The organism is Desulfuromonas sp. (assembly GCF_002868845.1).
Lineage (GTDB): Bacteria > Desulfobacterota > Desulfuromonadia > Desulfuromonadales > BM501 > BM501.
The window spans coordinates 46885-70828 of sequence record NZ_PKUB01000020.1 but is presented as its reverse complement, the minus strand read 5'-3'; the positions used below and the strand labels follow the sequence as shown (position 1 = coordinate 70828).

23 protein-coding genes are annotated in these 23944 nt (G+C 65.0%); 7 read left to right on the top strand and 16 right to left on the bottom strand.

Features of this window, described 5'->3' with window-relative positions:
• Positions 1-71 precede the first annotated feature (71 nt).
• Positions 72-359: a J domain-containing protein gene (locus C0617_RS06315; RefSeq protein ID WP_291316169.1), complete on the top strand. Its 288-nt coding sequence runs from the start codon at positions 72-74 to the stop codon at positions 357-359.
• Between the two features lie 160 nt (positions 360-519).
• Here the strand turns inward: C0617_RS06315 and C0617_RS06310 are convergent, their stop codons facing one another.
• From C0617_RS06310 to C0617_RS06235, 16 genes are all read right to left on the bottom strand, one after another.
• Positions 520-1143 carry a carbonic anhydrase gene (locus C0617_RS06310; RefSeq protein WP_291316168.1) on the bottom strand — a complete coding sequence of 208 codons (624 nt, stop codon included), beginning with the start codon at positions 1141-1143 and terminating at the stop codon, positions 520-522.
• Between the two features lie 227 nt (positions 1144-1370).
• Positions 1371-2489 carry a PAS domain-containing sensor histidine kinase gene (locus C0617_RS06305; RefSeq protein WP_291316167.1) on the bottom strand — a complete coding sequence of 373 codons (1119 nt, stop codon included), beginning with the start codon at positions 2487-2489 and terminating at the stop codon, positions 1371-1373.
• Between the two features lie 117 nt (positions 2490-2606).
• A complete protein-coding gene (locus C0617_RS06300) occupies positions 2607-3368 on the bottom strand; it encodes a ComF family protein (RefSeq protein ID WP_291316166.1) in 762 nt (253 codons plus the stop codon).
• Between the two features lie 42 nt (positions 3369-3410).
• The gene (gene gpmI / locus C0617_RS06295) at positions 3411-4946 is read right to left on the bottom strand and encodes a 2,3-bisphosphoglycerate-independent phosphoglycerate mutase (protein ID WP_363324346.1); all 1536 of its coding nucleotides are present in this window, start codon (positions 4944-4946) and stop codon (positions 3411-3413) included.
• A gap of 8 nt (positions 4947-4954) precedes the next feature.
• Positions 4955-6319: a tetratricopeptide repeat protein gene (locus C0617_RS06290; protein WP_291316164.1), complete on the bottom strand. Its 1365-nt coding sequence runs from the start codon at positions 6317-6319 to the stop codon at positions 4955-4957.
• Positions 6320-6375: 56 nt separating this feature from the next.
• Positions 6376-6729 carry a TraR/DksA C4-type zinc finger protein gene (locus tag C0617_RS06285; protein ID WP_291316163.1) on the bottom strand — a complete coding sequence of 118 codons (354 nt, stop codon included), beginning with the start codon at positions 6727-6729 and terminating at the stop codon, positions 6376-6378.
• 34 nt (positions 6730-6763) lie between these two features.
• Positions 6764-7240, bottom strand: a complete 477-nt coding sequence (locus C0617_RS06280) for a 23S rRNA (pseudouridine(1915)-N(3))-methyltransferase RlmH (protein WP_291316162.1) — start codon at positions 7238-7240, stop codon at positions 6764-6766.
• Positions 7237-7617, bottom strand: a complete 381-nt coding sequence (gene rsfS / locus C0617_RS06275) for a ribosome silencing factor (protein ID WP_291316161.1) — start codon at positions 7615-7617, stop codon at positions 7237-7239. The genes C0617_RS06280 and rsfS overlap by 4 nt, the downstream gene beginning before the upstream one ends.
• Before the next feature lie 4 nt (positions 7618-7621).
• Complete coding sequence (gene nadD / locus C0617_RS06270) at positions 7622-8278, bottom strand: nicotinate-nucleotide adenylyltransferase (protein WP_291316160.1); 657 nt, start codon at positions 8276-8278, stop codon at positions 7622-7624.
• A 58-nt stretch (positions 8279-8336) separates the two neighbouring features.
• Complete coding sequence (locus C0617_RS06265) at positions 8337-9593, bottom strand: glutamate-5-semialdehyde dehydrogenase (protein ID WP_291316159.1); 1257 nt, start codon at positions 9591-9593, stop codon at positions 8337-8339.
• A 35-nt stretch (positions 9594-9628) separates the two neighbouring features.
• On the bottom strand, positions 9629-10750 hold the full coding sequence (proB, locus tag C0617_RS06260) for a glutamate 5-kinase (RefSeq protein ID WP_291316158.1): 1122 nt from the start codon (positions 10748-10750) through the stop codon (positions 9629-9631).
• A gap of 79 nt (positions 10751-10829) precedes the next feature.
• A complete protein-coding gene (gene obgE / locus C0617_RS06255; RefSeq protein WP_291316157.1) occupies positions 10830-11873 on the bottom strand; it encodes a GTPase ObgE in 1044 nt (347 codons plus the stop codon).
• Positions 11874-11986: 113 nt separating this feature from the next.
• On the bottom strand, positions 11987-12241 hold the full coding sequence (gene rpmA, locus C0617_RS06250) for a 50S ribosomal protein L27 (protein ID WP_291316156.1): 255 nt from the start codon (positions 12239-12241) through the stop codon (positions 11987-11989).
• 11 nt (positions 12242-12252) lie between these two features.
• The gene (gene rplU, locus C0617_RS06245) at positions 12253-12561 is read right to left on the bottom strand and encodes a 50S ribosomal protein L21 (RefSeq protein WP_291316155.1); all 309 of its coding nucleotides are present in this window, start codon (positions 12559-12561) and stop codon (positions 12253-12255) included.
• Between the two features lie 87 nt (positions 12562-12648).
• Positions 12649-14157 carry an Rne/Rng family ribonuclease gene (locus tag C0617_RS06240; RefSeq protein WP_291316154.1) on the bottom strand — a complete coding sequence of 503 codons (1509 nt, stop codon included), beginning with the start codon at positions 14155-14157 and terminating at the stop codon, positions 12649-12651.
• A gap of 100 nt (positions 14158-14257) precedes the next feature.
• Positions 14258-16756 carry a TIGR03960 family B12-binding radical SAM protein gene (locus tag C0617_RS06235; protein ID WP_291316153.1) on the bottom strand — a complete coding sequence of 833 codons (2499 nt, stop codon included), beginning with the start codon at positions 16754-16756 and terminating at the stop codon, positions 14258-14260.
• 164 nt (positions 16757-16920) lie between these two features.
• Between C0617_RS06235 and C0617_RS06230 the strand changes: the two genes are divergently transcribed.
• The 6 genes from C0617_RS06230 to C0617_RS06205 all read left to right on the top strand — a co-directional run bounded on the left by C0617_RS06230 (position 16921) and on the right by C0617_RS06205 (position 23896).
• Positions 16921-17643, top strand: coding sequence for a PHP domain-containing protein (locus C0617_RS06230; RefSeq protein ID WP_291316152.1), 723 nt, complete (start codon positions 16921-16923; stop codon positions 17641-17643).
• Positions 17644-17652: 9 nt separating this feature from the next.
• On the top strand, positions 17653-18048 hold the full coding sequence (locus C0617_RS06225; RefSeq protein ID WP_291316151.1) for a DUF4870 domain-containing protein: 396 nt from the start codon (positions 17653-17655) through the stop codon (positions 18046-18048).
• Positions 18049-18052: 4 nt separating this feature from the next.
• A complete protein-coding gene (locus tag C0617_RS06220; protein ID WP_291316150.1) occupies positions 18053-19141 on the top strand; it encodes a glycosyltransferase family protein in 1089 nt (362 codons plus the stop codon).
• A complete protein-coding gene (locus tag C0617_RS06215) occupies positions 19138-19800 on the top strand; it encodes an endonuclease III domain-containing protein (RefSeq protein ID WP_291316149.1) in 663 nt (220 codons plus the stop codon). The genes C0617_RS06220 and C0617_RS06215 overlap by 4 nt, the downstream gene beginning before the upstream one ends.
• Before the next feature lie 104 nt (positions 19801-19904).
• Positions 19905-23615 (top strand): PAS domain S-box protein, encoded by a 3711-nt coding sequence (locus tag C0617_RS06210; protein ID WP_291316148.1) that lies wholly within the window; start codon positions 19905-19907, stop codon positions 23613-23615.
• On the top strand, positions 23612-23896 hold the full coding sequence (locus C0617_RS06205; RefSeq protein WP_291316147.1) for a hypothetical protein: 285 nt from the start codon (positions 23612-23614) through the stop codon (positions 23894-23896). The genes C0617_RS06210 and C0617_RS06205 overlap by 4 nt, the downstream gene beginning before the upstream one ends.
• Positions 23897-23944: the final 48 nt, after the last annotated feature.

Genomic DNA, 23944 nt, shown 5'->3' with positions numbered 1-23944 from the left:
GAAGGAAGGGCGTGATAAAAGGGGTGGAAATATCGCCTGGCGGCGGGAAAATCTATCCCTCGGAGCTGAAAATGACCTTTGAAGTGCTGCAGCAGGCCCTGAAGACCTTCGGGCTCTCCGACCGGGTCTCATTGCGTCAGATCAAAACCAGGCACCGTGAGCTGGTCAAGCGCTTTCACCCCGACGGCGGCGACCCGGATGACCCTGAGCAGATCCGGCGCATCAACGCCGCCTACCAAGTTCTTTCGGAGTACTGCTCCGGCTACAAATTCTCCTTCTCCCGGGAGGAGTTTTTCGAACAGATACCTGAGGAGCGACTGCGCGAGCAGTTCTCCAGCGATCCGTGGGGAACCCGCTAGGCGGGTGGGGGCTTGCCGTGTGCGGAGGGTCTTTCCTTTTACATCTGGTCCATAGGGATGTCGGCCCCGTTCTCTTTTCCAGGGGCTGAAGCCAGACCTGCGATGCCGAGCCCTGATCGGCCCCGGCAGCCCCCATCCCCTGGCTGGCCGCCCGGAGCTCTTAGGAAATCAGCTCGAAGCAGGCATTCTCATCGTTGAAGTTGTAGATCTCGCCGGTTTCGATGATGTAATACCAGCCGAAAATATTCAGTTTGCCATCCTTGAATCTTTCCTGAACATAGGGGTAGGTCAGCAGATTCTTCATTTGCACCAGAATGTTGATCTGCTCGGTGAGCCACTCGCGCTCCTCGGGTGAATCGCTGGTGATCAGGTTGTCGACGCGCCCCTTGACCTCATCGGAGGCCTCCAGCCATTTGCGCACGTGCGGTATATGTTCCAGGGAGTCGGCCGGGGCATTTAGCGCGGCGCAGCCTCCGCAGTTGGAATGGCCACAGACCACAATGGTATCGACATTGAGGACCTGAACGGCATATTCGACCGCCGACGTTGTGGCGACGTACTCTTCGGTTATTCGGTAAGGGGGGACGATGTTGGCGATATTCCTGACCGTGAAGAGCTCTCCGGGATGGGTCTTGGTGATCAGGTTCGGAACCACCCGGGAGTCGGAACAGCCTATGAAGAGAGTATGCGGCTGCTGAGTCCTGCCAAGTTTTTTAAACAAATCGCGGTGAGCCTCGAAATCTTCCAGCTGGAACTTTGTGATTCCCCTGAAGAGCTTCTCCATCGCTTCCTCCCTTTTGCCTCGTAAAAACATGGACCGTTCGAAAGTGGTTGGTCCGAGACCGCATTGTTACCCCAATTCGTGGTGGTTTTTCAAACAAAAACGGAGGGGGGCGGGTTCTGTGGAGCTCGGGGCGGAATGGGCAGGTGGCAATGGTCTGCGGCGAGGAAGTGGGGGACCCTTCGGGCCCTGGCTTCGGAAGATGCCCGGGTTTGTCGCGGCACAGGGGGTCAGTCCGAGGTGGGCGAACCCTGGCGGCCTTCTCGGTGAGCAGGGGGAGAGTCGCAGGGCAGCTCCATCCAGAATGTGCTGCCACCGCCGGGCGTTTCGTCCACCCAGACCCGGCCGTTGAGCAGCCGGACGATCTTGCGCACCGTGGCCAGCCCGACTCCCGTACCCTTGTTTGCGCCGGCGGTGGTTCCGCGGTAGAAGAGGTCGAAGATGCGGCCGCGTTCCTGGGGGGGGATTCCGGGGCCGTGGTCCCTGACAAAGAAGCGCGTGGCGTCGCCGCAACGCTCGGAGCCGACGACCACAGGCCGGCCCGGGCCCGCCCCGTACTTGAGGGCGTTGGCGATCAGGTTGGTAAAGACCTGGCTCAGAAGGGGTTCGGGGGCCAGGACCCGGTCCAGTTTCTCCGTTCGCACCTCGGCGCCTGTCTCGCTGATCTGCTCCTCGATGTCATGCAGTACTCCGGAGATGATCCGCCCGGTATCGACCGGCACTGTGGGGGTGGGCAGGCTCCCGAGGCGGGCCAGGACGAGCAGGTCCTCCATCAGGGTATGCATTTTCAGTCCCTGGGTTTCGATCTCCTGCAGGATGTCGAGAACCTGACTGTCCAACCGGTCGCGGTACTCGTCTTGGAGAAACTCGGCGAAGCCGATGATGGGCGTGAGCAGGGTGCGCAGGTCGTGGGAGACGGTGTAGGTAAAGGCGTCCAGCTCCTGGTTGACTTCCCGGAGCCGCCTCTCGGAGCGCTTGCGCTCGGTGATATCCCTGAAGACGGCCAGCTTGTGGAGTTCGCCGCCGGTATCCCGGAGGGGCGAGTGGATGATCTCGTAGGTGCGGGGCGGCGTGGGAAGGGAGCGCTCCTCGCGGACCGTCTCCCCGGCCCGGACCCGGGGCAGGGGGCACCAGGAGCAGGGGGCGGAACAGCCGAAAAGGGCCGTGTAGCAGGTTTCGCCGACCTGATCGCCGAAGGTCTCGATCATGGCCCGGTTCATGTACTCCACCCGGAAGTCGTTCGAGGCGATGTAGGCGAGGTCGCTCATGGCGTCGAGAACCGAACGCAGGCGGGAGTTGTCCCTCTCCAGTGCGGCACTCCTTGCCTTCGGGTCGGTCTGCGGGGTCACTCGTTCGGCCTCCTGGCACCGGGAGCCAGGCGACGATGGCTCTACGGAGGGGATGGGTTAATGGGGCTCAAGATTGCAATTCTACCATAAAAAACCATATCCGTTCGGGCGGGAGCCTCATTGAAGGTGGCGGCGGGCGCGTCCCAGCACCGCGACCCCCACCGCGTCGGCTCCGCCTTTCAGCAAAACGGCCGAGCATTCGCGGGCGGTGGCCCCGGTGGTCATGACGTCGTCGATAAGCAGGATCCGCCGCCCGGCCAGCGGTCGGCGCAGGGCGAAGGCGCCTTTCAGGTTGCGCCGCCGCTGTCTGGCGTCGAGGCCCTGCTGGGCGGGGGTGGGGCGGGTGCGCTCCAGCAGGTCTGCCGCCGCCGGGACGTCCCAGCGGCGGCCCAGGGCCCGGGCCAGAAGGAGCGCCTGGTTGAAGGTGCGCTGGCGCAGCCGGCTCCGGTGGAGGGGGACCGGCACCAGCAGGTCGGGGCAAAACCGCTCCCTATCACCCTGCAGGGCTTGGGCGAGGAGGTGGGAGAGGGCACGGTCCAGGTAGATTGCCCCCTCGTACTTGAAGCGCTGCACGGCTCGCCGCAGGCTGTCCTCGTAGAGGCCCGCGGCCCTGACCCAGGCGAAGGGAGGGGGCTTGCGAATGCAGGCTTCGCAGTGATGGTCGCTTCCCGCGTCGGAGGTGAAGGGCAGGGCGCAGCGGGGGCAGCTGGGAGAGACGAGAGGGTGAATGCCTTTCTGGCAGGCGGAGCAGAAGGGGGCCGCCGGGCCGCCTGACTGCAGCTGTCTTCCGCACAGGGGGCAGGCGGGGGGCAGAAGGAGGTCGAGCAGTCCCGAGCATTCCGCACGGAGGGCGTGGAGCAGCGATGCGGCAGATCGCATGGGCGAAAAACGCCAGGGCTGTGGGACCCTGCGCCTTTTGGGTCAGGTTGTCAGCAGGCTGTCTCCGGTCATCTCCGCGGGCTTGTCCAGGCCGAGCAGTTCGAGGAGGGTGGGAGCGATGTCGGCCAGGATGCCCGGCCGCACTGTGGCCTTCCGGCGCCGGGGATCGACCAGGATCAGCGGCACCGGGTCGGTGGTATGGGCGGTGTGGGGCTGTCCCTCGTCGTCCACCATCTGCTCGCAGTTGCCGTGGTCGGCGGTGATGAGCAGGGCGCCCCCGGCCTCCAGAACCGCATCGACGACCCTTCCGACGCAGGTGTCCACCGTTTCCATCGCTTCGATTGCGGCGTTCATCACCCCGGTGTGGCCGACCATGTCGGGATTGGCGTAGTTGAGGACAATGAGGTCGTATTTGCCCGAGGTCACCCGGCCCACGACCTCGTCGGTCACCTTGGGGGCGCTCATCGCGGGCCTCAGGTCGTAGGTTGACACGTCCTGAGGCGAGGGGATGAGAACCCTGTCTTCGCCGGGCGCAGGGGTTTCGTTGCCGCCGTTGAAGAAAAAGGTGACGTGGGCGTACTTCTCCGTCTCGGCGATGCGCAACTGGGTCAGGCCGGCCCGGGACACCACGTCGGAGAGGATGTTGGGGTAGGCATCGGAAGGGAAGGCGATCGGAAGGCCGAAGGTCTCGTCGTACTCGGACATGCAGACGTAGGCCGCCAGGGCGGGGGCTTTGGCACGGGCGAAGCCCCGGAAACCCTCTTCGGTGAGGCTCCGGGTGATCTCCCGGGCGCGGTCAGAGCGAAAATTGAAGAAGATGACGGCGTCGCCGTCATCGACGGTCCCGGGGGCGCTTCCCGGGGAGAGGATGACCCTCGGCTCGACGAACTCGTCGGTCTGTCCCGCCTGGTAGGCTTCCTGAATGGCCTCGGCGCTCGAGGCGGCGGCAATGCCCTCGCCCTCGGTCAGGGCCCGGTAGGCCTTCTCGACCCGGTCCCAGCGGTTGTCCCGGTCCATGGCGAAGTAGCGTCCGGTGATCGTCGCCACCCGCCCCGCACCGATCCTCTCCAGCTCCCCCTCGAGTTCTTCGAGGTAGCCGGCCCCGCTCTTTGGGGGAGTGTCCCGGCCGTCGAGAAAGGCGTGGATGCAGACCTCGGAGATGCCGCGGCTCTTGGCCATTTCCAGCAGGGCGTAGAGGTGGGTGTTGTGGGAATGGACGCCTCCGTCGGAGAGCAGGCCCATGAGGTGAAGCTTGCCGCCGGTGGCGAGGGTCTTGTCCATGGCTTGGACGAGGGCCGGGTTGTCGAAGAAGTCTCCGTCGATGATGGCCTTGGTGATGCGGGTCAGGTCCTGGTAGACGACGCGGCCGGCGCCGATGTTGAGATGCCCGACCTCCGAGTTTCCCATCTGCCCCTCGGGCAGCCCGACATCGAGGCCGGAGGCTCCCAGGCGGGTCGAGGGGTAGTCACGGAAGAGGCCTTCCAGTCGCGGGGTGCGGGCCTGGCAGACGGCATTGTCGGTACAGGACGGGTTGATGCCCCAGCCGTCGAGGATGATCAGGGTCAGGGGTCGGGGGATGCTGGGGGTCATGCGCTTCTTTCTCCGTGATAGATCTCCCGCATTTCGGCGGGGCGGGCCTTGGTGATCGCCTGGCGGCCGGCGAGGGCGAAACTGCCCCAGGTGCCGCATGTCTGGCAGCGGCTTTCCCACTCGGAGACTGGTTCCGTGCACGATTCGCAGACGTAGCCGAAGCGCAGCTGGCGGTCGGCTCCCAAGGCCTTCTTGTATTCCTCGATGGCTTCCTCGATGCGGTCGCGGCGGCGGCTCGCCTCTCCCAGAAGCAGATGGAGCTGTGGGGTGTCGACCCCGGCGCCCTCCACGACATGCAGTTGATCGAGGGCTTCGTCCACCATCTCCAGGCGCAGGCAGAGTTTGCCGTAGAACAGCCGGAACATGAGGTCGTCGCCGCGCTCGGCGACGGCTGTGCGGTAGAAGCCAAGGAGGGAGGCGGGATCCTCTGCATCGAGGTAGAGATCCTCCAGGCGCGACAGGAAAACGCTCTTTCCGAGGGCCAGGTAGCCTTCCTGCCAGACCCGGGCCGCCTCATCGGGCCGGCCCTGAGTCCGGTAGGCGTCCCCGAGGGAGACCCGGGCCGGGGTGAAATCGCTCGCATGCTTGGCGATGTCCTGGAGTTCCTTGATCTCGGCCTTGCCCGGCTCTTCGCCGAGGGCCTGGCGGGCGATTTCATAGCGCAGGCAGAGCAGTTTGTGTTTCTCCTCCTCCAGGCGCGCCCCGCTGGGGCCTGCCTTGAGGACCCGTTTCTGCAGTTCCATGGCCTGCGGCCAGTGCCCGAGCCTGACGTGCAGGTCGCGCAGGGAGCGCAGCGCCTTGCGGTTGCCGCTATCGATGTTCAGGATGTCCTCGAAGGCCTGTTCCGCGCTTTCGTCCTGATCGGCGGCCAAGTAGGTTGTGGCCAGCTTGAACAGAACCTCCAGGTTTTTTGGCTCGATATCCCGGGCCTTGAGCAGGACGTTGATCCCGTCCTGGGGATTGCCCTCGTGGAGATGGACACTGGCCAGGGCGATGTGGATGTCGACCCGCGAGGGATCGCGCTCGAGGGCCTTCTGCAACAGGGAGCCGGCCTTTTTCACGTCTCCGGAGAGGAGCCTGCCGACCCCTTCGCGGTAGGTGGCGGTGATGTCACGGGCTTTTTTATCCACCCGGTCCCGCTTCCAGTGCTTCACCAGGTGGCGCATGCTGCTGAAGATGTGAGCCATGTAGCCGATGGACAGCCCGATCAGTATGCAGGCCACAAGCAGGACCGTCAGCGAGGTGGTGAGGGTGTGGTCGGAGAAGTAGACGATCGAGATGTCCTGGGGGTTGAGGTCGGAGAAATAGATGAAGAAGGCTAGAAAGAAGATGATCAGCAGCAGAATGGACATGATCGTCATGGTTCTCTCCTGGGGCAGGGGCCCGAATGAAAAGGGCAAAGAAAAAACCGAAAGTGCTATTCGCCGAACTTTTCCACTTCGGTCTTGCAGTCCACGCAGTAGCGGGAAAAGGGACGTACGTCCATGCGCTTTGGGGGGATTTCCTCTTCGCAACGAACGCAGATGGCGTATTCCCCGTTGGCGAGCCGATCGAGGGCCGCATCGATGTCGCGCAGCTTGCGCTGCTGGGTTTCGCTGAGGTTGAACAGAACGTCCCTGCTGTAGGTGGTGGCGGACATGTCGCCGATGTCCGGTACGCCGTCCTGTCCCAGTTCCCGGCAGGCGGCATACGCCCCCTGGACATCCTGGATGACCTCCTGGCGCATCTGCAGCAGACGCTGCTTGGCATCTTCCAACTGCTGATTGTCCATGCTTGGTTGCCCCTCCATGAACCCCGGCGCAACTCTAGGTGTTGTGGTATGGTTCGTTGCGCAGGATGGTCAGTCCCCGATAAATCTGCTCCAGCAGGAGCAGGCGGGCCATTTGATGAGTAAAAGTCATGGCGGAGAGGGAGAGGACCAGGTCGGCCCGCTTCTTCACCGCATCATTCAAGCCGTAGGCGCCGCCGATAACGAAGACCAGTTCCGGGGTCCCCTGCACCATGTGGCGGTCGATAAGGCCGGCCAGTTCTTCCGAGCGGAGGGCCTTGCCCCCCTCGTCGAGGACCACCGAAAAGGCGCCCCGGGGGATCTTCTCCAAAATCCGCTCCCCCTCTCGGTCGCGGATATAGCGGGGGTCGGCTTTTTTCCCGCCCCCCTTCTCCTCCTTGAGCTCCGCTTCCCGAAAGGGAAGGTAGCGCCGGATGCGCCCGGAGTAGTCCTCGGCTCCCTTGCGAAGATAGGGGGCCGAAAGTTTGCCAACGCAGAGCAGGGCCAGTTTCACCCGGCTTCTGCAGCCTTGCCCGGGGACTCTTCCTCGGGCAGGGGGACCTCCGGGGCTTCGCTCCAAAGGCCGTCGAGGTCGTAGAATTCTCGCACAGGTTCCTGAAAGATGTGGACCATGACGTCCCCGTAGTCGAGGAGGACCCAGCGGCCTTCGCTCACGCCCTCCACCGCCAGGGGCGATGTCTTGTGCTCCTCTTTCATCCCCAGTCGGATCGATTCGGCGATGGCCTGCACCTGACGGTCCGAGCGGCCGGAGGCGATAAGGAGGTAGTCGGTCAGGGTCGAGATCCCCGTCACTTCCAGGATGCGGACGTTGAGGGCCTTCTTTTCAAGGGCGTAGGCGGCGCAAAGCAGGGCCTGTTTCTTTGACTGCAAAATACTATGACCTTTCCCGGCCCCGGTAAAGACCGTGGCTGGCGATGAAGTCGGCGACCGCGGCGGGGACCAGGTAGCGAATCGAACGGCCCACGGCAACCAGTTGACGGATGTGGGTGGAGGAGATGTCGAGTTGGGTTTCCTCCAGGAATTTCACAGACCTGCCGCTTCGATGACGTAACGATTTTGAGGAATAATCATAACAGAACTCCCCCTGCATGGCAACGGGGAGCAAGGAGGGCGGGTCTTTGTCGCTCGCCCCGGGACGCATCGCCACGACCAGGTTGGCAAGGTCGAACAGCCGGGGGTACTGGTGCCAGGAGGCGAGGTCGCGGAATGAGTCCATTCCGATGATGAAGAAGAGCTCGTCGCCGGGGTTCTCGCGCTGCAGAATCTCCAGGGTCTGCACCGAGTAGCTCTTGCCCTCCCGGCGGGCCTCCAGATCCGAGGCGGCGAAGGAGGGGTTGTCGGCGATCGCCAGGCGAACAATCTCCAGGCGCCGGGCGAAGGGGACGTCCTCGGCTACGGACTTGTGCGGGGGGGCGGCCGCCGGCAGAAACAGTACCCGGTCCAGTCCGCAGACCTCGCGCACCTCCTCGGCGATGCGCAGGTGGGCCAGGTGGACCGGGTTGAAGGTGCCGCCGAGTATGCCTGTTTTCATGGCGAAAGTCAGAATCCAGAGGCCGGAAGCCGTCAGTCGGATGCCGGGATTATGATTGCTATTGCCTGATCTGTCCCTCTCCCAGGACCACGAACTTGCGGGTGGTGAGATCCTCGAGGCCCATCGGGCCGAAGGAGTGGAGCTTGGTGGTGGAGATGCCGATTTCCGCACCGAGGCCGAACTGGTTGCCGTCGGAGAAGCGGGACGAGGCGTTGACCATGACAACGCTCGAGTTGACCTCGCGCAGGAAGCGCTGGGCGTTGCCGTAGTCGCGGGTGACGATGACCTCGGTATGCAGGGAGCCGTATCGCTGGATGTGATCGATGGCCTCTTCCAGCCCGTCCACCACCCGCACCGCGAGGATCAGCTCGAGGTACTCGGCGTGCCAGTCTTCCTCCGTGGCCTTCTTGACCTGGGGGGCGAACTCCCGGGTGATGGAACAGCCCCGAATCTCCACGCCCTCGTCGCGCATCGCATCGACGATCTGCGGCACGAAGGTCTCGGCGATGTCCTTGTGGACCAGCAGGGTTTCCATTGAGTTGCACACCCCGGGCCGCTGGGCCTTGGCGTTGATGCAGATTCTCTCTGCCATGGCGAACTCGGCGCTGGCATCGACAAAGGTGTGGCAGACCCCCTTGTAGTGCTTGATGACCGGGATGCGGGAGTTCTCGCTGACAAAGCGGATCAGCCCTTCGCCGCCGCGGGGGATGATCAGGTCGATTTCCTCCTCCAGCTTGAGCAGTTCGAGCACCGCCTTGCGGTCAGTCGTTCTGACCACCTGGACCGCAGCCTTGGGCAGGCCCATGCGCTCGAGCTCGCCCTGCAGGATATCGCCGATGGCGCTGTTGGAGAAGATGGCCTCGGAGCCGCCGCGCAGCACCACCGCGTTGCCGCTTTTGAGGCAGAGGCCTGCGGCGTCGGCGGTGACGTTGGGGCGGGATTCGTAAATGATGCCGATGACCCCGAGGGGGATGCGCATGCGCCCGACTTGGATGCCGTTGGGGCGGCGCCACATGCCCGTCACCTCTCCCACCGGGTCGGGCAGGGCGGCCACTTCGCGCAGGCCGTCGGCCATGCCGCCGATCCGTTTCTCGTCGAGCACCAGGCGGTCGATCATGGCGGGGGCCAATCCCTTGTCTCGGGCGGCGGACAGGTCCTTCTCGTTTTCGGAGATGATCCGGTCCGCGTTTCCTTCCAGGGCGGCGGCCATGTTCTTGAGCAGTTCGTCCTTGACGGCGGTGGAAAGGTTGGCAATCACCCGGCCCGCTTCTTTGGTCTGGCGGGCCAGCAGCAGCATCTCATCGTGAATGCTCATCGTTGTCTCCTTCGGCATCAGCGGCCTGCCGGCAGCTATTTTTTCAGCACCAGGTTGTCCCGGTGGATAACCTCGTCGCCATACTTGTAGCCGAGGACCTCCTCGATCTCCGAGGTCCTCTTGCCCATGATGCGCAGCAGTTCCGCGAGGGCGTAGTTGATGACCCCCTTGGCGATTTCGTTCCCCTCGAGGTCGCACAGGCGCACAGCGTCGCCTCGGTCGAAGCCGCCTTCGACCCCCTTGATGCCCGAGGGAAGGAGGCTTTTGCCCCCCGTTACCAGGGCCTGCTTGGCTCCTTCGTCGACGAAGATCTTGCCGCGGGGTTTCTTGGTGAAGGCGATCCAGTGCTTCTTGGCGGCCATAGGGTGGCGGGCGGGGAAGAAGTAGGTTCCCAGGTCCTCACCGTCGAAGAGCCGGGTCAGGACGTTGGGCGTGCGGCCGTTGGCGATCACCGTGCCGACCCCGTAGAGGGTGGCCCGCTTGGCGGCCTTGATCTTGGTGGTCATGCCGCCGGTGCCCAGCGTCGACCCGCTTTCGCCGGCCATCGTCTCGATCTCTTCGGTGATGCGCTCCACCTCGGGGATCAGTCGGGCCCCGGGGTCCGTGCCGGGGTCGCGGTCGTAGAGGCCGTCGACGTCGGAGAGGATCACCAGCAGGCTGGCTTCGACCAGGTTGGTCACGAGCGCAGAGAGGTTGTCGTTGTCCCCGAAGCGGATTTCGTCCACCACCACCGTGTCGTTTTCGTTGATGATCGGAGTCACCCCGTATTCCAGGAGGGTCATCAGGGTGTTGCGGGCGTTGAGGTAGCGGCGGCGGTTGGCGAGGTCGTCCCGGGTGAGCAGGATCTGGGCTACCTTGCGCTCGCGGGGAAGGAAGTTCTCCTTGTAGGCCCGCATCAGTCGGCTCTGGCCGATGGCGGCTGCGGCCTGTTTGAGAGGGATGTTGCGGGGGCGGCCCTGGATGCCGAGATCTCCCTTGCCGGCCGCCACGGCCCCGGAGGAGACGAGGACGACCTCATGGCCGCGATCGAGCAGTCGGCAGATGTCGGCGGAGATCGCCTCGATCATGGGCAGGGCGAGGCCGTTGGCGTCGGAGATGACCCCGCTGCCGACCTTGATGACCACCCGCTTGACATGGCTTAGAAGACTTTTGCGCATTGAGGAGTAGGCAGATATGGAAGTTGTTAAAATTTAAAGGGAAAAGAGGCGCCAATCTTACCCCGAGAGGCATGCCTTGTCAAGGCGAGGCGGGGTCCTCGTCGGGCGAGGCCTGTCTCTCCCGGAGCTTTTCCAGCTCATCTCCGACGGCGTGGACCAATTCCTTGACCCCCTCGCCGGTGACGGCGGATATGAAGAGGGTACGGTAGCCGCGGGCCTCGAAGGCGGCCCGGATCTCTCCGGCCCGCTCGCGGACCTCGGTGATGTCGGCCTTGGTCAGGACCACCAGCTGGGGTTTTTGAAGCAGATGGGGGTTGTGCTGCTCCAGTTCCCGGTTGATGGTCTCGAAGTTCTCCACCGGGTCGCCCGGCTGGATCTCCGAGAGGTCGACCAGGTGCAGGAAGAGATCGGTGCGTTCGACGTGCTTGAGAAATCGCGTACCCAGACCGTGCCCTTCGCTGGCGCCCTGGATCAGGCCCGGGATGTCCGCCATGACGAAGCTCTTGAAGCCGCCGTAGGGGACGACGCCGAGGTTGGGGACGAGGGTGGTGAAGGGGTAGTCGGCGATCTTGGGCCGGGCGGCGGAGGCGGCTGAGATGAGGGTCGATTTGCCTGCGTTGGGCAGGCCGACCAGGCCCACGTCGGCCAGCAGCTTAAGCTCCATGCGAAGCCAGCGCTCCTCGCCTGGCAGGCCCGGTTGGGTGTGGCGCGGGGCGCGGTTGGTGCTGGTTGCGAAGCGTGCGTTGCCCTTGCCCCCGAGCCCGCCTTTCAGCAGCAGCATCCTTTGGCCCGGATCGACCAGGTCGGCGAGCAACTCTCCGCTCTCGGCATCGTAGACCAAGGTGCCGGGAGGGACGGAGATGGTCAGCGCCTCGCCGCTTTTCCCGTGGCGGTCCTTGCCCATGCCATGGGCGCCGTTTCCGGCCTTGTAGTGAACCTTGTAGCGGAAGTCGAGGAGGGTGGAGAGGCCGGAGGCGACCTGAAAGAAGACGTCCCCCCCGTGGCCGCCGTCGCCCCCGTCCGGTCCCCCGCGGGGGATGAACTTCTCGCGTCGGAAGGAGAGGCAGCCGCGGCCGCCGTCGCCCGCCTTGATGTGGATTTTGACCTCGTCGATGAATTTCATTGGTCCAGAATCCAGAAGCCGGGAGTGGGTTTGAGTTGCCACGAAAAAGCCCGAAGTTCATGGCGAACCTCGGGCTTTTGCCGTTGTGTCTCTTCGCCGGGCGGGCCGGACGATCAGGCGGTGTAGACGCTGACCTTCTTTTTGTCCTTGCCCTTGCGCTCAAAAGTGACCACACCGTCGATGAGGGAGTAGAGGGTGTAGTCCTTGCCGCAGCCGACATTGTTTCCGGGGTGGATGGTGGTGCCCCGCTGCCGGACCAAAATGGAGCCGGCGGTCACGGGCTGCCCGCCAAAGCGTTTGACGCCGAGGCGTTTGCCGGCGCTGTCGCGACCGTTCCGGGAGCTACCGACGCCTTTTTTGTGTGCCATGGGGAGTCTCCTTAAGCCTCGATACCGGTAATCTTCAGACGTGTGATGGGTTGGCGGTGTCCGTAGGTCTTGCGAAAGTTCTTGCGCCGCTTGGAGCGGAACACCAGGATCTTCTTGTCCTTGCCCTGCTCGACGATCCTGGCAGTGACTTTCGCATTGGGCAATAGAGGTGTTCCGACTTTAACCTCTTCTCCGCCGACCATGAGGACTTCGATCAGCTCGATGGAATCCCCCACCGCGCCGTCTATCTTCTCGACCTTTAACAGGTCGCCTTCGGAAACTTTGTACTGTTTACCTCCGGTCTTGACCACTGCGTACATCCGACTTCACCTCGCTCTCTTCTTGGAATCTCGCATTTTGCGAAGTAGGCAATATATGTCCGGCTGGTCGACCTGTCAAGGAAATTCTCAGCCGACCATGATTTCGTACTGCTCCAGGTGGAAATTGGGGCGGGCGTTTATGCCGATCTGTTTTTCGAAGCGCCGTTCCAGATCCTCCACGCTTTGGCGCTCCTCGTCGTAGAGCACTCCCGCGATGTCGGGGTTGACGAGGAGGGAGACCCGGTAGCCGGGCAGGTCGCGCATTTCCCGCTGCAGGTCTCGGAAGATTTCGTAGACGATGGTGGTGCGGCTCTTGACGTATCCCTTGCCTTCGCAGTAGGGACAGGGCTCGCAGAGGGTGCGGCCGATGCTCTCGCGGACCCTCTTGCGGGTCATCTCGACCAGGCCGAGTTCGGATATCTTGAGAATGTTGGTCTTGCTCTTGTCGCTCTTGAGGGTCTCTTCCAGGGCCTGGTGCACCTTCTCCCGGTGAAGCTCCTTTTCCATGTCGATGAAGTCGATGATGATCAGTCCGCCGATGTTGCGCAGGCGCAGCTGGAAAGCGATCTCCTTGACCGCCTCCAGGTTGGTCTTGAAGATGGTGTCTTCGAGGTTGTGCTTGCCGACGAAGCGGCCGGTGTTGACGTCGATGGCGGTCAGCGCCTCGGTCTGCTCGATGATGATGTAGCCGCCGCTCTTGAGCCAGACCTTGCGTCCCAGGGCCCGGGCGATCTCCATCTCCAGGCCGAAGGCGTCGAAGATCGGCTCGTCGTCCTCGTAAAACTCGATGACGAATTTGAGCTTGGGCATGAACTTGCCGATGAAGCCCACGATCTTTTCGTGCTCGGCGTGGGAGTCGACCACGATGCGGCGCACGTCCTCGGTGAGAATGTCGCGCAGCACCTTGCTCGTCACGTCCAGGTCCGAATGGATCAGGCAGGGGGCCCCGTGGTCTTCCTGGCGGCGGTCGATGTCCTCCCACAGCCCGACGAGAAACTCCATGTCCGCCCGCAGGTCCTCCTCGCTCTTGCCCTCGGCGGCGGTGCGCACGATGAACCCCGTCCCGTCAGGACGGATCTCCTCCACCAGCGCCCGCAGCCGGTCCTTTTCGTCCTCGTCCTCGATGCGGCGGGAGATGCCCACGTGGTCGACGGTGGGCATGAAGACGAGGTGGCGCCCCGGCAGGGAAATGTGGGACGTGATCCGGGCGCCCTTGGTGCCGATCGGTTCCTTGGCGACCTGGACGAGGAGTTCCTGTCCCTCCTGAAGAAGTTCCTCGATGGGCGGCAGGGGGGGGCGCTCCTGGGTCGCCTCGTCGGCCCGGACGTGGTGACTGCCCCCTTCTACGAATCGTTCCACCGCCTCCATCTCGTCCAGGACGTCGGCCACGTAGAGGAAGGCCGCTTTGTCCAGGCCGATATCGACGAAAGCCGCCTGCATTCCGGGCAGCACCCGGATCACCTTGCCCCGGTAGATGTTGCCGACGATGCCCCGTTCACGGTTGCGCTCGATGTAGAGCTCGGCGATGTGGCCGTTCTCCAGCAGAGCCACCCGGGTTTCGTGGGAGGTGGTGTTGATGACCAGCTCCTTGGTCATGAAGCCTCCAATAAAAGTGTGTTAAAGGTTGATATCTCTATAAATGCGAAAATGGATGAATTTGTTTCAGGGCCAAGTCCGGTGCCCGGCGCAGGGCGGCCTAGGCCAGCATGACCGCCGTTTTGCGGATGCGCAAGTCGCGCACCGCTTCGGGCGGCAGTCCGAGCACCGCCGCGGCCGCCAGCAGGGGGCTGCCCTTGGTCATGGTCAGCCGCAGGGCGCCCTCTCCCAGGGACAGGTCGAGTACGCCGGGGCGCACGTCAACAATGACGGTCCTCGCCCCCTTGTCGCGCTCCATCGGAACTTCGGCCGCCTTCAGGAAGGCGGCGACCCGCTCGCTCAGATCCTCCGGCGGAGCGGGGGGGAGGTCCACCCTGTAGATAATTTCCTTTATGCTAGCAGAGGGCGAGGGGGATTGCCAGGGCAGAGAGGCCCCCTCCAGGACGCGAAATCCCTCGGGCAGCTGGGCGTTTAGCCCTTCGACGATTTCCCGGGCGCTCCAGGGCAGGAAAAGGTGCAGGTCGATGATCTCGGCGTCGCTCTCCACGCCGGTCGGCAGGGCGTCGGGGAAGGAGATCTTCGGCGCAGGGTGGAAGCCTCTGGAGAAGCGCACCGGGATGCCGGCGCGGCGCACCGCCCGGTGGAACAGGGTCATGAACTCCAGGTGGCCGACGAAGCGCGCCTTGCCGTCCTTGCGCAGGCGCAGTCGGACCTTGTACCGCTCTTCCTCGTCGGCGTCGGGCAGGGGGCGGGGCGCCGGCGGCAGGGCGAGCTCCGAGCTCTCCGCGATGCGCGGGCGCAGCTGCTCGAAGTCGCAGACTCCGCAGGCGGAGCAGTCTCCGTCCCGGCAGTCTGTGATGGGCTCGGCGGCGTAGGCGCGGTGGCGCTCCTGCATGAGGAATTCTTTGGGGCACCCGCAGTCGATGTGTTCCCAGGGCAGCGTCTCGTCTTCCCGGCGCTCCCGCAGGTAGAATTCGGGGTCGATGCCGCAGGCCTCAAGGGCCTGCATCCAGAGATCGAAGTCGAAGTGCTCGCGCCAGCCGTCGAAGCGGCAGCCGAGATCGACCGCTTTTTCCAGGACCGCGCCGAGGCGCCGGTCGCCCCGGGCGAAGACCCCTTCCATGAAGGAGAGCTCGGGGTCGTGCCACTTGAGGCGCAGCTTGCGCTTCTTCAGGGTCTCCCGCAGCAGGTTCTGGCGCCGGCGGGTCTCCTCCAGGCCTATCTGCCCCTCCCACTGGAAGGGAGTGTGGGGCTTGGGGACGAATGTGGAGACCGACACGTTGACGTCCGCTCCCCCCTCGGTCCCCTTGCCGGCGCGCTTGGCGGCGGCGGCCAGTTCGGCAATGGCCAGAAGGTCTTCCTCGGTCTCGGTCGGCAGGCCGAGCATGAAGTAGAGCTTGACGACCCGCCAGCCCAGCCCGAAGGCGCTTCCGGTGGCCTCCAGCAGGTCCTCGGCGCTGATCCCCTTGTTGATGACCTGGCGCAGCCTCTCGGTCCCCGCCTCCGGGGCGAGGGTGAAGCCGGTCTTTAGGACCTTCTTGACCTCCTCCATCAGCTCCTGGGTCAGGGAGCCGACCCGCAGGCTGGGGAAGGAGACCGCCACCCTTTCTTCCGCGTAGCGCTCCATGAGACCCTTGAGCAATGGGGCGATGCAGGAGTAGTCGCCGGTGGAGAGGGAGAGGAGGGAGACTTCTCCGTAGCCCGAGTTGGCCAGGGCCTTCTCGATGAGGGCGGCTACGGTCTCGGGGTCGCGCTCCCGGACCGGTCGGTAGATGTAGCCGGCCTGGCAGAAGCGGCAGCCCCGGGTGCAGCCCCGGGCGATCTCCACCGCCACCCGGTTGTGCACGGTGTTCATGAAGGGGACGATGGGGCTGTCCGGGTAGGGGGCGCTGTCGAGGTCGGCGAGAAAGCGCCGCCGCACCTTGTCGTAGCCCGGCCTGCGGGGCGTGATGCCTGCCACGGTGCCGTCGGGGTCGTAGCAGACGTCGAAGAGGGAGGGGACGTACATCCCCTCGATCCCGGCGAGGCGTCCGAGCAGGGCGGCGCGCCCCTCCCCGGCGGCGCGGGAGTCCCGGATCGCCTGGCAAAGATCGACCACCGCCTCCTCGCCGTCGCCGATCACCGCGCAGTCGATGAAGTCGGCCAGGGGTTCGGGATTGAATGCGCAGGGGCCCCCGACAACGATCAGGGGCGCATCCTCGCCGCGCTGTTCCCGGCGTCGGGGGATTTCGGCCAGGTCGAGCATGTTCAGGATGTTGCTGTAACTGAGTTCGTACTGGAGGGTGAACCCGACGATGTCGAAGCGGCCCAGGGGGCGCTCGGACTCGAGGGAAGCCAGGGGGGCCCTCTCTGTGCGAAGCTGGGCCTCCATGTCGGGCCAGGGTGCGTACACCCGCTCGCCGGCGACCCAGTCCAGGTCGTTGAGGACGCGGTAGAGGATTGCGGTGCCGAGGTGGCTCATGCCGACTTCGTAGACGTCGGGGAAGGCCAGGGCGAAGGTTACCTCGACGCTGCTCGGGTCTTTCTTGATGCTTCCCAGCTCTCCGCCGAGGTAGCGGGTGGGGCGGCTGATCCTGGAAAGATTGTCGGTCACGGACATGCGGTTTTTCGTTCCTGATGAGGGTTTCTTAGGGATTTTCCTGCAAATACACAAATTTAGCACGGCCATGCGGTTCGGAACAAGGACTTTCCTTTCCCCGATGGGCGGTTTTGTGGTATACGTTTCCGACGGTCGCAGCTGATATCCCCAAGGAGAGAACCGCCATGTCCCATCTTCCCCGTCCCGAGGTCGACCTGCACGTCCACACGGTCGCCTCCGGCCACGCCTATAGCACGCTCGCAGAGGTCGCCGCCGCGGCCGCCCGCCGCGGCCTGAGGGGAGTGGGGATGACCGATCACGGTCCGGGCCTGCCCGGCGGACCCCATCCCTACCATTTCATGGCCCTGCGTTTCGTTCCTCGGCAGTTGGACGGGGTGCGGGTTCTGCGGGGCATCGAGGCGAACATCCTGGCAGAGGGGCGGGTGGACCTGGACGACGACCTGCTCGGGAAACTTGACCTGGTGATGGCCGGCTTTCACGAGGAGTGCGGTTTCGACGGCCGGGGCGAGGAGGCCAACACCCGGGTCGTGCTTGCCCTGATGGACAACCCCCTGGTCCGGGTGATCACCCATCCGGGCAATCCCAACTTCCCCCTCGATTACGAGACGGTGGCCCGCCGGGGAGCGCAGACCGGCACCGCCCTGGAGATCAACAACTCTTCCTTCACCATCAGCCGCAAGGGAAGTTCCGGCAATTGTTCCCACATCGCCCGGCTCTGCGCCCGCCACGGAACCCCGGTCGCCATCGGCAGCGACGCTCACTTCCACGAGGGGGTGGGGGAGTTCGCCGAGGCCCTCTTGGTCGCGGCGGAGGCCGGGGTCAAGCCGGAGCAGATCGTTAACCGCACCCTCGAGTCGACCCTTGCATTTCTCGGCCTCGAGGTCTAGGAGGGAGACGTGGTCGATATCGAGATGAAGCCCGACGCGGGCGGCGAGTTCTCTTTCGGGGGCCCGGTCCGGGACGAGGAGAAAAACTGGGCCATGACCTGCCACCTGAGCGCCTTCGCCGGCTATCTCCTTCCCTTCGGGAACATCCTCGGGCCCTTGCTGGTCTGGCTGTTCAAGGGGAAGACGTCTCGCTTCGTGGCCGCCCAGGGCAAGGAGGCCATCAATTTCCAGGTCTCCGTCACCCTCTATTTTCTCGGCGCCTGGCTGCTGGCCGCGATCGGCATCGGCTTTCTCCTCATGATCGCCATCTCCATTTTCGACTTTGTCGCCATCATCCTCGCCACCGTGAAAAACCGTCGGGGCGAGCCCTACCGCTACCCCTTCTGCCTCCGCCTCATCAAGTAGCCCGGTGAAGATCCGCTACTATATCAGCGGCCACGGTCTCGGACACGCCAGCCGCTCCTGCCAGGTCATCAACACCCTGCGCCGCAGGCACCCGGAGATCGCCGTGGAGGTCGTCTCCGACGCCCATTCCTGGTTTTTCGCCGGTTTTCTCGACCCCGCGGTGCCTGTGCGGCGGCGCCGCCTCGACCTCGGCGTGCTCCAGCGGGGGAGCCTGGTCATGGAGGAGGAGGCGACCCTGCGCGCTTACCGGCGGTTCCTGCCCGAGCGCGAGCGGGCCGTCGCCGAGGAGGCGGCCTCTCTGCGACGCGAGGGGGTCTCCCTGGTCGTCGCCGACATCCCTCCGGCGGCGTTCGCCGCGGCGAAGCGGGCCGGTCTGCCGGCGGTCGCCCTCGGCAACTTCTCCTGGGACTGGATCTACGAGGACTTCGCTCTGCGCCACCGCGGCTACGGGGACGTCCTCGTTTCGGTGCGGGAGGATTACGCAGGGGCCGATCTTCTGCTGCGCCTCCCCTTCCACGGCGAGTTCCCCGCCTTCTCCCGCATCGAGGATCTGCCCCTGGTGGCCCGGCGGGGGAGCCTTCCCCCGGCCGAGGTGCGCGCCCGCCTCGGCATCCCGGTGGGCAGAAGGGTCGGCCTTCTCTCCTTCGGCGGCTTCGGTCTCGAGGATTTCGACTTTTCGGGGCTTGCGAAGCTGCAAGACTGGACCTTTCTGAGCGGGGCCGACCGCCCCTGGACGGGGCCGAACCTCCAGCTTATCCCCCAGGGCCTCTTCGCCTACCCCGACTTGGTGCGGGCTTCCGACGTTGTGGTCACCAAGCCGGGCTACGGCATCGTCTCGGAGGCCATCGCCAACGGCACCGCGGTCCTCTACACGCCGCGGGGGGACTTCCGGGAGCAGGAGGTGCTGGTGGCCGCTCTGAAGCGCTATGCCCGCTGTCGCGAGATCGACAACGCCGCACTCCTCTCCGGCCGCTGGGGCGCGTCCCTGGAGGCGCTTCTGGCTCAGCCGGGGCCGCGGGAGCCCCTGGCGCTGGACGGGGATCTCGTCGCCGCCGAGCGCCTGGCGCAGCTGGCCGGCGGGGTACGGGCATGAGAGCTCGCCTCCAAGCAATATTTGACCTCCTCGCAGCCCACTTCGGCCCCCTGCACTGGTGGCCCGCAGAGACCCCCTTCGAGGTGGCGGTCGGGGCGATCCTCACCCAGAACACCGCCTTGACCAACGTGGAGATGGCGCTCGCCAACCTGCACGAGGCCGGGGCGGTTTCGGCGGCGGGCATCCACGGCCTGGAGCGGGGAGAGCTGGAGGGCCTGATCCGTCCCGCCGGTTTTTTCCGGCAGAAAGCCGAGCGCCTGCAGTTGATGACCGCGCACCTCTATGGTCGTCACGGCGGCCGTCTGGAGACCCTTCTCGCCGCCCCCCTCGGAGAGGCCCGTGCGGAGCTCCTCGGCCTCAAGGGGGTCGGTCCGGAGACCGCCGACTCCATCCTCCTCTACGCCGGCGGCCATCCCTCTTTCGTGGTCGATGCCTACACCCGGCGCCTTTTCGGCCGCCTCGGCCTTCTGGATGGGGATGAAGGCTACGAGGCGGTCCGCTCCCTTTTCATGGACCGCCTGCCCCGCGACGCCGACCTGTTCAACGAGTACCACGCCCTTATCGTCGAGGAATGCAAGATTTTCTGTCGCAAGCGCTCTCCCCTTTGCCCGGCCTGCCCCCTGCTGCCCATCTGCCCCTTCGGGCGGGAAACTCGATAAAATCTGCCCGTCACCTGAATATGTTCTGCTATAATTAAAAAGTTTTCTGCCCCGTCCCGGTGCGCTCCGCGGACCGGGACGCTTTCCCCCTTTCGGATGTACTTATGACCTCGAGGTTTTGGGCCGGGAAAATGCCGGGACTCGGGACGGCCCTGGCGCTTCTGCCGGGAGTTCTCCTGTTAGTTCTTCTTCTGCCCGCGGTCAGCGCGGCCCAGGGGAGGAGCGTCTTCATCCTCCACTCTTACCATCCCGGCCTGCGCTGGACCGACGGCATTATGGCGGGTGTGCAGGAGGCCTTTGCCGAGTCGGGGCAGGACATCCAGCTCCACGTCGATTACCTGGACGCCAAGCGCTACCACGCCCCCGAGTACTTCGCCAACTTCGTCGACGGCATCCTCCCCTATAAGCTCGCCAACCTCTCCTTCGACCTGGTTCTGGTCTCGGACAACGACGCCTTCGACTTCGCCCTCAAGCACCGCGACGACCTCTTCGCAGGCGCTCCCATTGTCTTCTGCGGGGTCAACGGCTTCCGCCCCGAAATGATCGCGGGTATCGGCGGTATCGCGGGGATCACCGAAGAGCCCGCGGTGGCCGAGACGGTCGGGGTCGCCCTTCGCCTGCACCCCGGGACCGAGGAAGTCATCGTCGTCGGCGAGACCGGCAGCGTCACCGGGCGCCAGATCGACGCCCAGGTGCGTGAGGCGCTCGCTTCCCTGGACGATGGCGTTCGCCTCTCCTTCTGGAACGACGTCCCCCTGGAGGAACTCCGGGAGAGGGCCCGCGCCCTCCCCGCCGGGCGGCTCCTCCTCCTGACGAGCGTGCTGAAGGACCGGACCGGGAGGGTCTATTCCTACGCCGGGAGCGCCCGCCGGCTGAGGAAGGTCGCCTCCGTGCCATTCTACGGCCTGTGGGATTTTTATCTCGGCGAGGGGATCGTCGGCGGCAAGCTCATCAGCGGCCACAGCCAGGGGCGCCTGGCCGCGAGGCTGGCCCTGCGCATCCTCGGCGGCGAGGCGGTCGACGCCATCCCCGTGACGCGCTCCGAGGCCAACGAGTACATGTTCGATTACCGGGAGCTGGAGCGCTTCGGGGTCGATCTCCAGACCCTGCCCCCAGGCAGCCATGTCCTCCATCGCCCGACCGCCTTCTACACCGTCAGCAAACCCTATTTCTGGACCGCTCTGGCCACCTTCGCCGGCTTGGTCGCCTTCCTGATCGTTCTTGTGCTCAACATCCTGCTGCGCCGAAGATCGGCCCGAGAGATCGAGAGCCTGGCCCGCTTCCCCAGGGAGAACACCAACCCGGTCCTGCGGATCGCCGCCGACGGCACTCTCCTCTACGCCAACCGGGCCGGATCCGAGATCCAGGGTTGCCTCGGTGGGGGTGTCGGGGAGCCGGTGGCCGGAAGGTGGCGCCGCCTGGTGGAGGAACTCCTGGCTGGGGGCGAGAGCCGGGAGGTGGAAGTGCTCCGCGGCGAAGCGGTTTTCAATTTCGACTGGGTGCCGGTGGCCGGGGCCGGCTACGTCAATCTCTACGGAAAGGACGTCACCGAGCGCAAGCGGGCCGAAGCCGCCCTGCGCGAGAGCGAGGACCGCTTCCGCTCCATCTTCCAGACCGCGGCCGCAGGGATGAGCCTGATCACCCCGGAAGGTCGGTTCCTCCAGGTCAACCCGGCCCTCTGCCGCTTTCTCGGCTATGCCGAGGAGGAACTGGAGGGGCAGACGGTGGAGGCGCTCACCCACCCGGAGGATCGCGAGGCGACCCGCCGGCATTACGGAGAGATCTCCTCCGGGCGGCGCCAGCACCTCGAATACGAGAAGCGCTACCTGCGCAAGGACGGCGGCGTGGTCTGGGGCCAGGCCTCGGTGGCCTGCGTGATGACGCCGGAGATGAAGCCCCTGTTCTGCGTCGCCCTGGTCCAGGACGTCACCGAGCGCAGGCGGGCCGAGGAGGCCCTGCGCGAGAGTCAGACCAAATTCCGCGCCCTCTTCGAGCAGTCCTTCCACTTCATCGGACTGCTTCGGCCCGACGGCACCCTGGTGGAGGTCAATCGCACCGCCCTGGAATTCATCGGCGTCGGAAGCGGAGAGGCCTTGGGTCGACCTTTCTGGGAGACCCCCTGGTGGGCTCATTCCTCCCGGGAGCAGGAGCGCCTGCGCCGGGCCGTCGAGCGGGCGGCGCAGGGGGAATACGTCCGCTACGAGGTTTCCCACCCCGACGCCGCGGGCCGGATGCACGCCATCGACTTCTCCATCAAGCCCCTGGTCGATGAGGCCGGCCGGGTGTCCCTGCTGATCCCGGAAGGGCGGGACATCACCGAGTACAAGCGCAACGTGGAGGCCCTGCGCGAGAGCGAAGAGCGCTTCCGGACCCTCGTGGAGCAGGCCGCCGACGGCTTTCTGCTGCACAACCTGCAGGGACAGGTCCTGGACGTCAACCGCCAACTCTGCCGTATGCTCGGTTTCAGCCACGAGGAGCTGGTTCGGATGACCCTCGGCGACCTGCAGGAGGGGCTCAGCATGCCGCGGGCGGAGCGGGTCTGGCGGCGGATGGTCCCCGGCGTCCCCGCCTCCTTCGAGGGGAGGGCGCGCCGCAAGGACGGGACGAGTTTCCCCTTCGAGGGGCGGATCTGCCTCATCGATTCCTGGGGGGAGACCCTGGCTTCGGTCCTGGTTCGGGACGTGACCGAAAGGTGGCAGGCAGAGAAGAGGCTCAAGGAGGCCCTAATTGAGGCCCAGGCGGCGCGGGAGCGGGTCGCCGCCATTATCCGCTCGGTGGCCGACGGGCTCATCGTGACCGACGGGGACAACCGCATCATCCTCATGAACCGGGCCGCCGAGGATCTTCTCGGAATCGATTTCAAGCTGGCGCACCTGCAGCCGATTGCGACGGTCCTCCCCGAGGCGGCCCTGCGCGACCACATCGCCCGGGCCCAGGCCTCTTCCTCGGAACCGCTATCGGAGGAGCTGGAAATGACCGACCGCCGCCTGGGCGAGGTGCGCTTCATCCAGGTGCGCACCTCCCAGGTGCAGGTCCAGTCTGGCATCCCGGGCGGCGTGATCAGCCTGCTGAGGGACGTGACCCGGGAGCGGGAGATCGACCGCATGAAGAGCGAGTTCATCTCGGTGGCGGCCCACGAACTGCGCACCCCGCTGACCTCGGTCCTCGGATATGCCGGACTGCTGCTGGACGAGGAGCAGTCCGGCGGATTCGAGCCGAGACAGCGCAGGGAATTTCTGTCCTACATCCACGGCAAGGGCGAGGAACTCAAGAGGATCATCGATGACCTGCTTAACCTCAGTCGCATCGAGTCGGGGCGGGTGCTGGTGCTGAAGCGCTCTCCCTGCGACCTCGCCGCCCTGCTCGGGGAAGTCATTCTTCACCACCGCAAGGAGGCGCCTCGACACGACTTCCAGATCGAGGTTCCGCCGTCCTCCCTTGTGGCGAACATCGACCGGGGCAAGATGCACCAGGTTCTCGACAATATCCTCGGCAACGCAGTGAAGTATTCCCCGGCCGGGGGCGCCGTGCGGGTCTTTCTGCGCCGGGAGGGGAGCGAGGCGGTCGTTGCGGTGGAGGACGAGGGGGTCGGGATGACATCCGACCAGGTCGCCAAGGTGTTCGAGAAATTCTACCGCGCCGACACTTCCGACAGTTCCATCGCCGGGATAGGGCTGGGGATGACCATCGTTCAGGGGATCGTCGCGGCCCACGGCGGAAGGATCTGGGTGGAGAGCGAGCAGGGAGAGGGAACCAGGGTGACCTTTACCCTTCCCCTGGCTGCTGGAGGCGAAAACGGCGGAGGGGGGAAGTGATCACCTTTTACCATAGTCGGGGCTGCCCGCGTTGCGCGGCGATCCGCGAGGGTCTCGAAACCCTCTGCCTGGCCCACCGGGTGGTCGGCGTCGGCGGGGGCGAGGCGGCGGAGGGACTGCCCGATGGAATCCGGCCGCCGGTGCTGCTCGACGGCCGGGAGGTGGTCCGGGGGCACCGGGCCATCCGCGACCGCCTCGACAGCCTGGAGGCGATCAAGGCCGAGTGGGACAAGTACCAGTCCGACGCCTGCTACTGCGACGAGGACGACGAAGAGGGCTAGAGTTTCACGCGGCTGGCAGTCTGATATGATTTGATTGGGTTTTGAAGA

Excerpts from the sequence above, each read along its gene's own strand:
- C0617_RS06315 (WP_291316169.1), top strand. The coding sequence starts at position 72 with ATGACCTTTGAAGTGCTGCAGCAGGCCCTGAAGACCTTCGGGCTCTCC.
- C0617_RS06310 (WP_291316168.1), bottom strand. The coding sequence starts at position 1,143 with ATGGAGAAGCTCTTCAGGGGAATCACAAAGTTCCAGCTGGAAGATTTC.
- C0617_RS06300 (WP_291316166.1), bottom strand. The coding sequence starts at position 3,368 with ATGCGATCTGCCGCATCGCTGCTCCACGCCCTCCGTGCGGAATGCTCG.
- C0617_RS06290 (WP_291316164.1), bottom strand. The coding sequence starts at position 6,319 with ATGACGATCATGTCCATTCTGCTGCTGATCATCTTCTTTCTAGCCTTC.
- C0617_RS06285 (WP_291316163.1), bottom strand. The coding sequence starts at position 6,729 with ATGGACAATCAGCAGTTGGAAGATGCCAAGCAGCGTCTGCTGCAGATG.
- nadD (WP_291316160.1), bottom strand. The coding sequence starts at position 8,278 with ATGAAAACAGGCATACTCGGCGGCACCTTCAACCCGGTCCACCTGGCC.
- C0617_RS06265 (WP_291316159.1), bottom strand. The coding sequence starts at position 9,593 with ATGAGCATTCACGATGAGATGCTGCTGCTGGCCCGCCAGACCAAAGAA.
- proB (WP_291316158.1), bottom strand. The coding sequence starts at position 10,750 with ATGCGCAAAAGTCTTCTAAGCCATGTCAAGCGGGTGGTCATCAAGGTC.
- obgE (WP_291316157.1), bottom strand. The coding sequence starts at position 11,873 with ATGAAATTCATCGACGAGGTCAAAATCCACATCAAGGCGGGCGACGGC.
- rpmA (WP_291316156.1), bottom strand. The coding sequence starts at position 12,241 with ATGGCACACAAAAAAGGCGTCGGTAGCTCCCGGAACGGTCGCGACAGC.
- rplU (WP_291316155.1), bottom strand. The coding sequence starts at position 12,561 with ATGTACGCAGTGGTCAAGACCGGAGGTAAACAGTACAAAGTTTCCGAA.
- C0617_RS06240 (WP_291316154.1), bottom strand. The coding sequence starts at position 14,157 with ATGACCAAGGAGCTGGTCATCAACACCACCTCCCACGAAACCCGGGTG.
- C0617_RS06235 (WP_291316153.1), bottom strand. The coding sequence starts at position 16,756 with ATGTCCGTGACCGACAATCTTTCCAGGATCAGCCGCCCCACCCGCTAC.
- C0617_RS06230 (WP_291316152.1), top strand. The coding sequence starts at position 16,921 with ATGTCCCATCTTCCCCGTCCCGAGGTCGACCTGCACGTCCACACGGTC.
- C0617_RS06215 (WP_291316149.1), top strand. The coding sequence starts at position 19,138 with ATGAGAGCTCGCCTCCAAGCAATATTTGACCTCCTCGCAGCCCACTTC.
- C0617_RS06210 (WP_291316148.1), top strand. The coding sequence starts at position 19,905 with ATGACCTCGAGGTTTTGGGCCGGGAAAATGCCGGGACTCGGGACGGCC.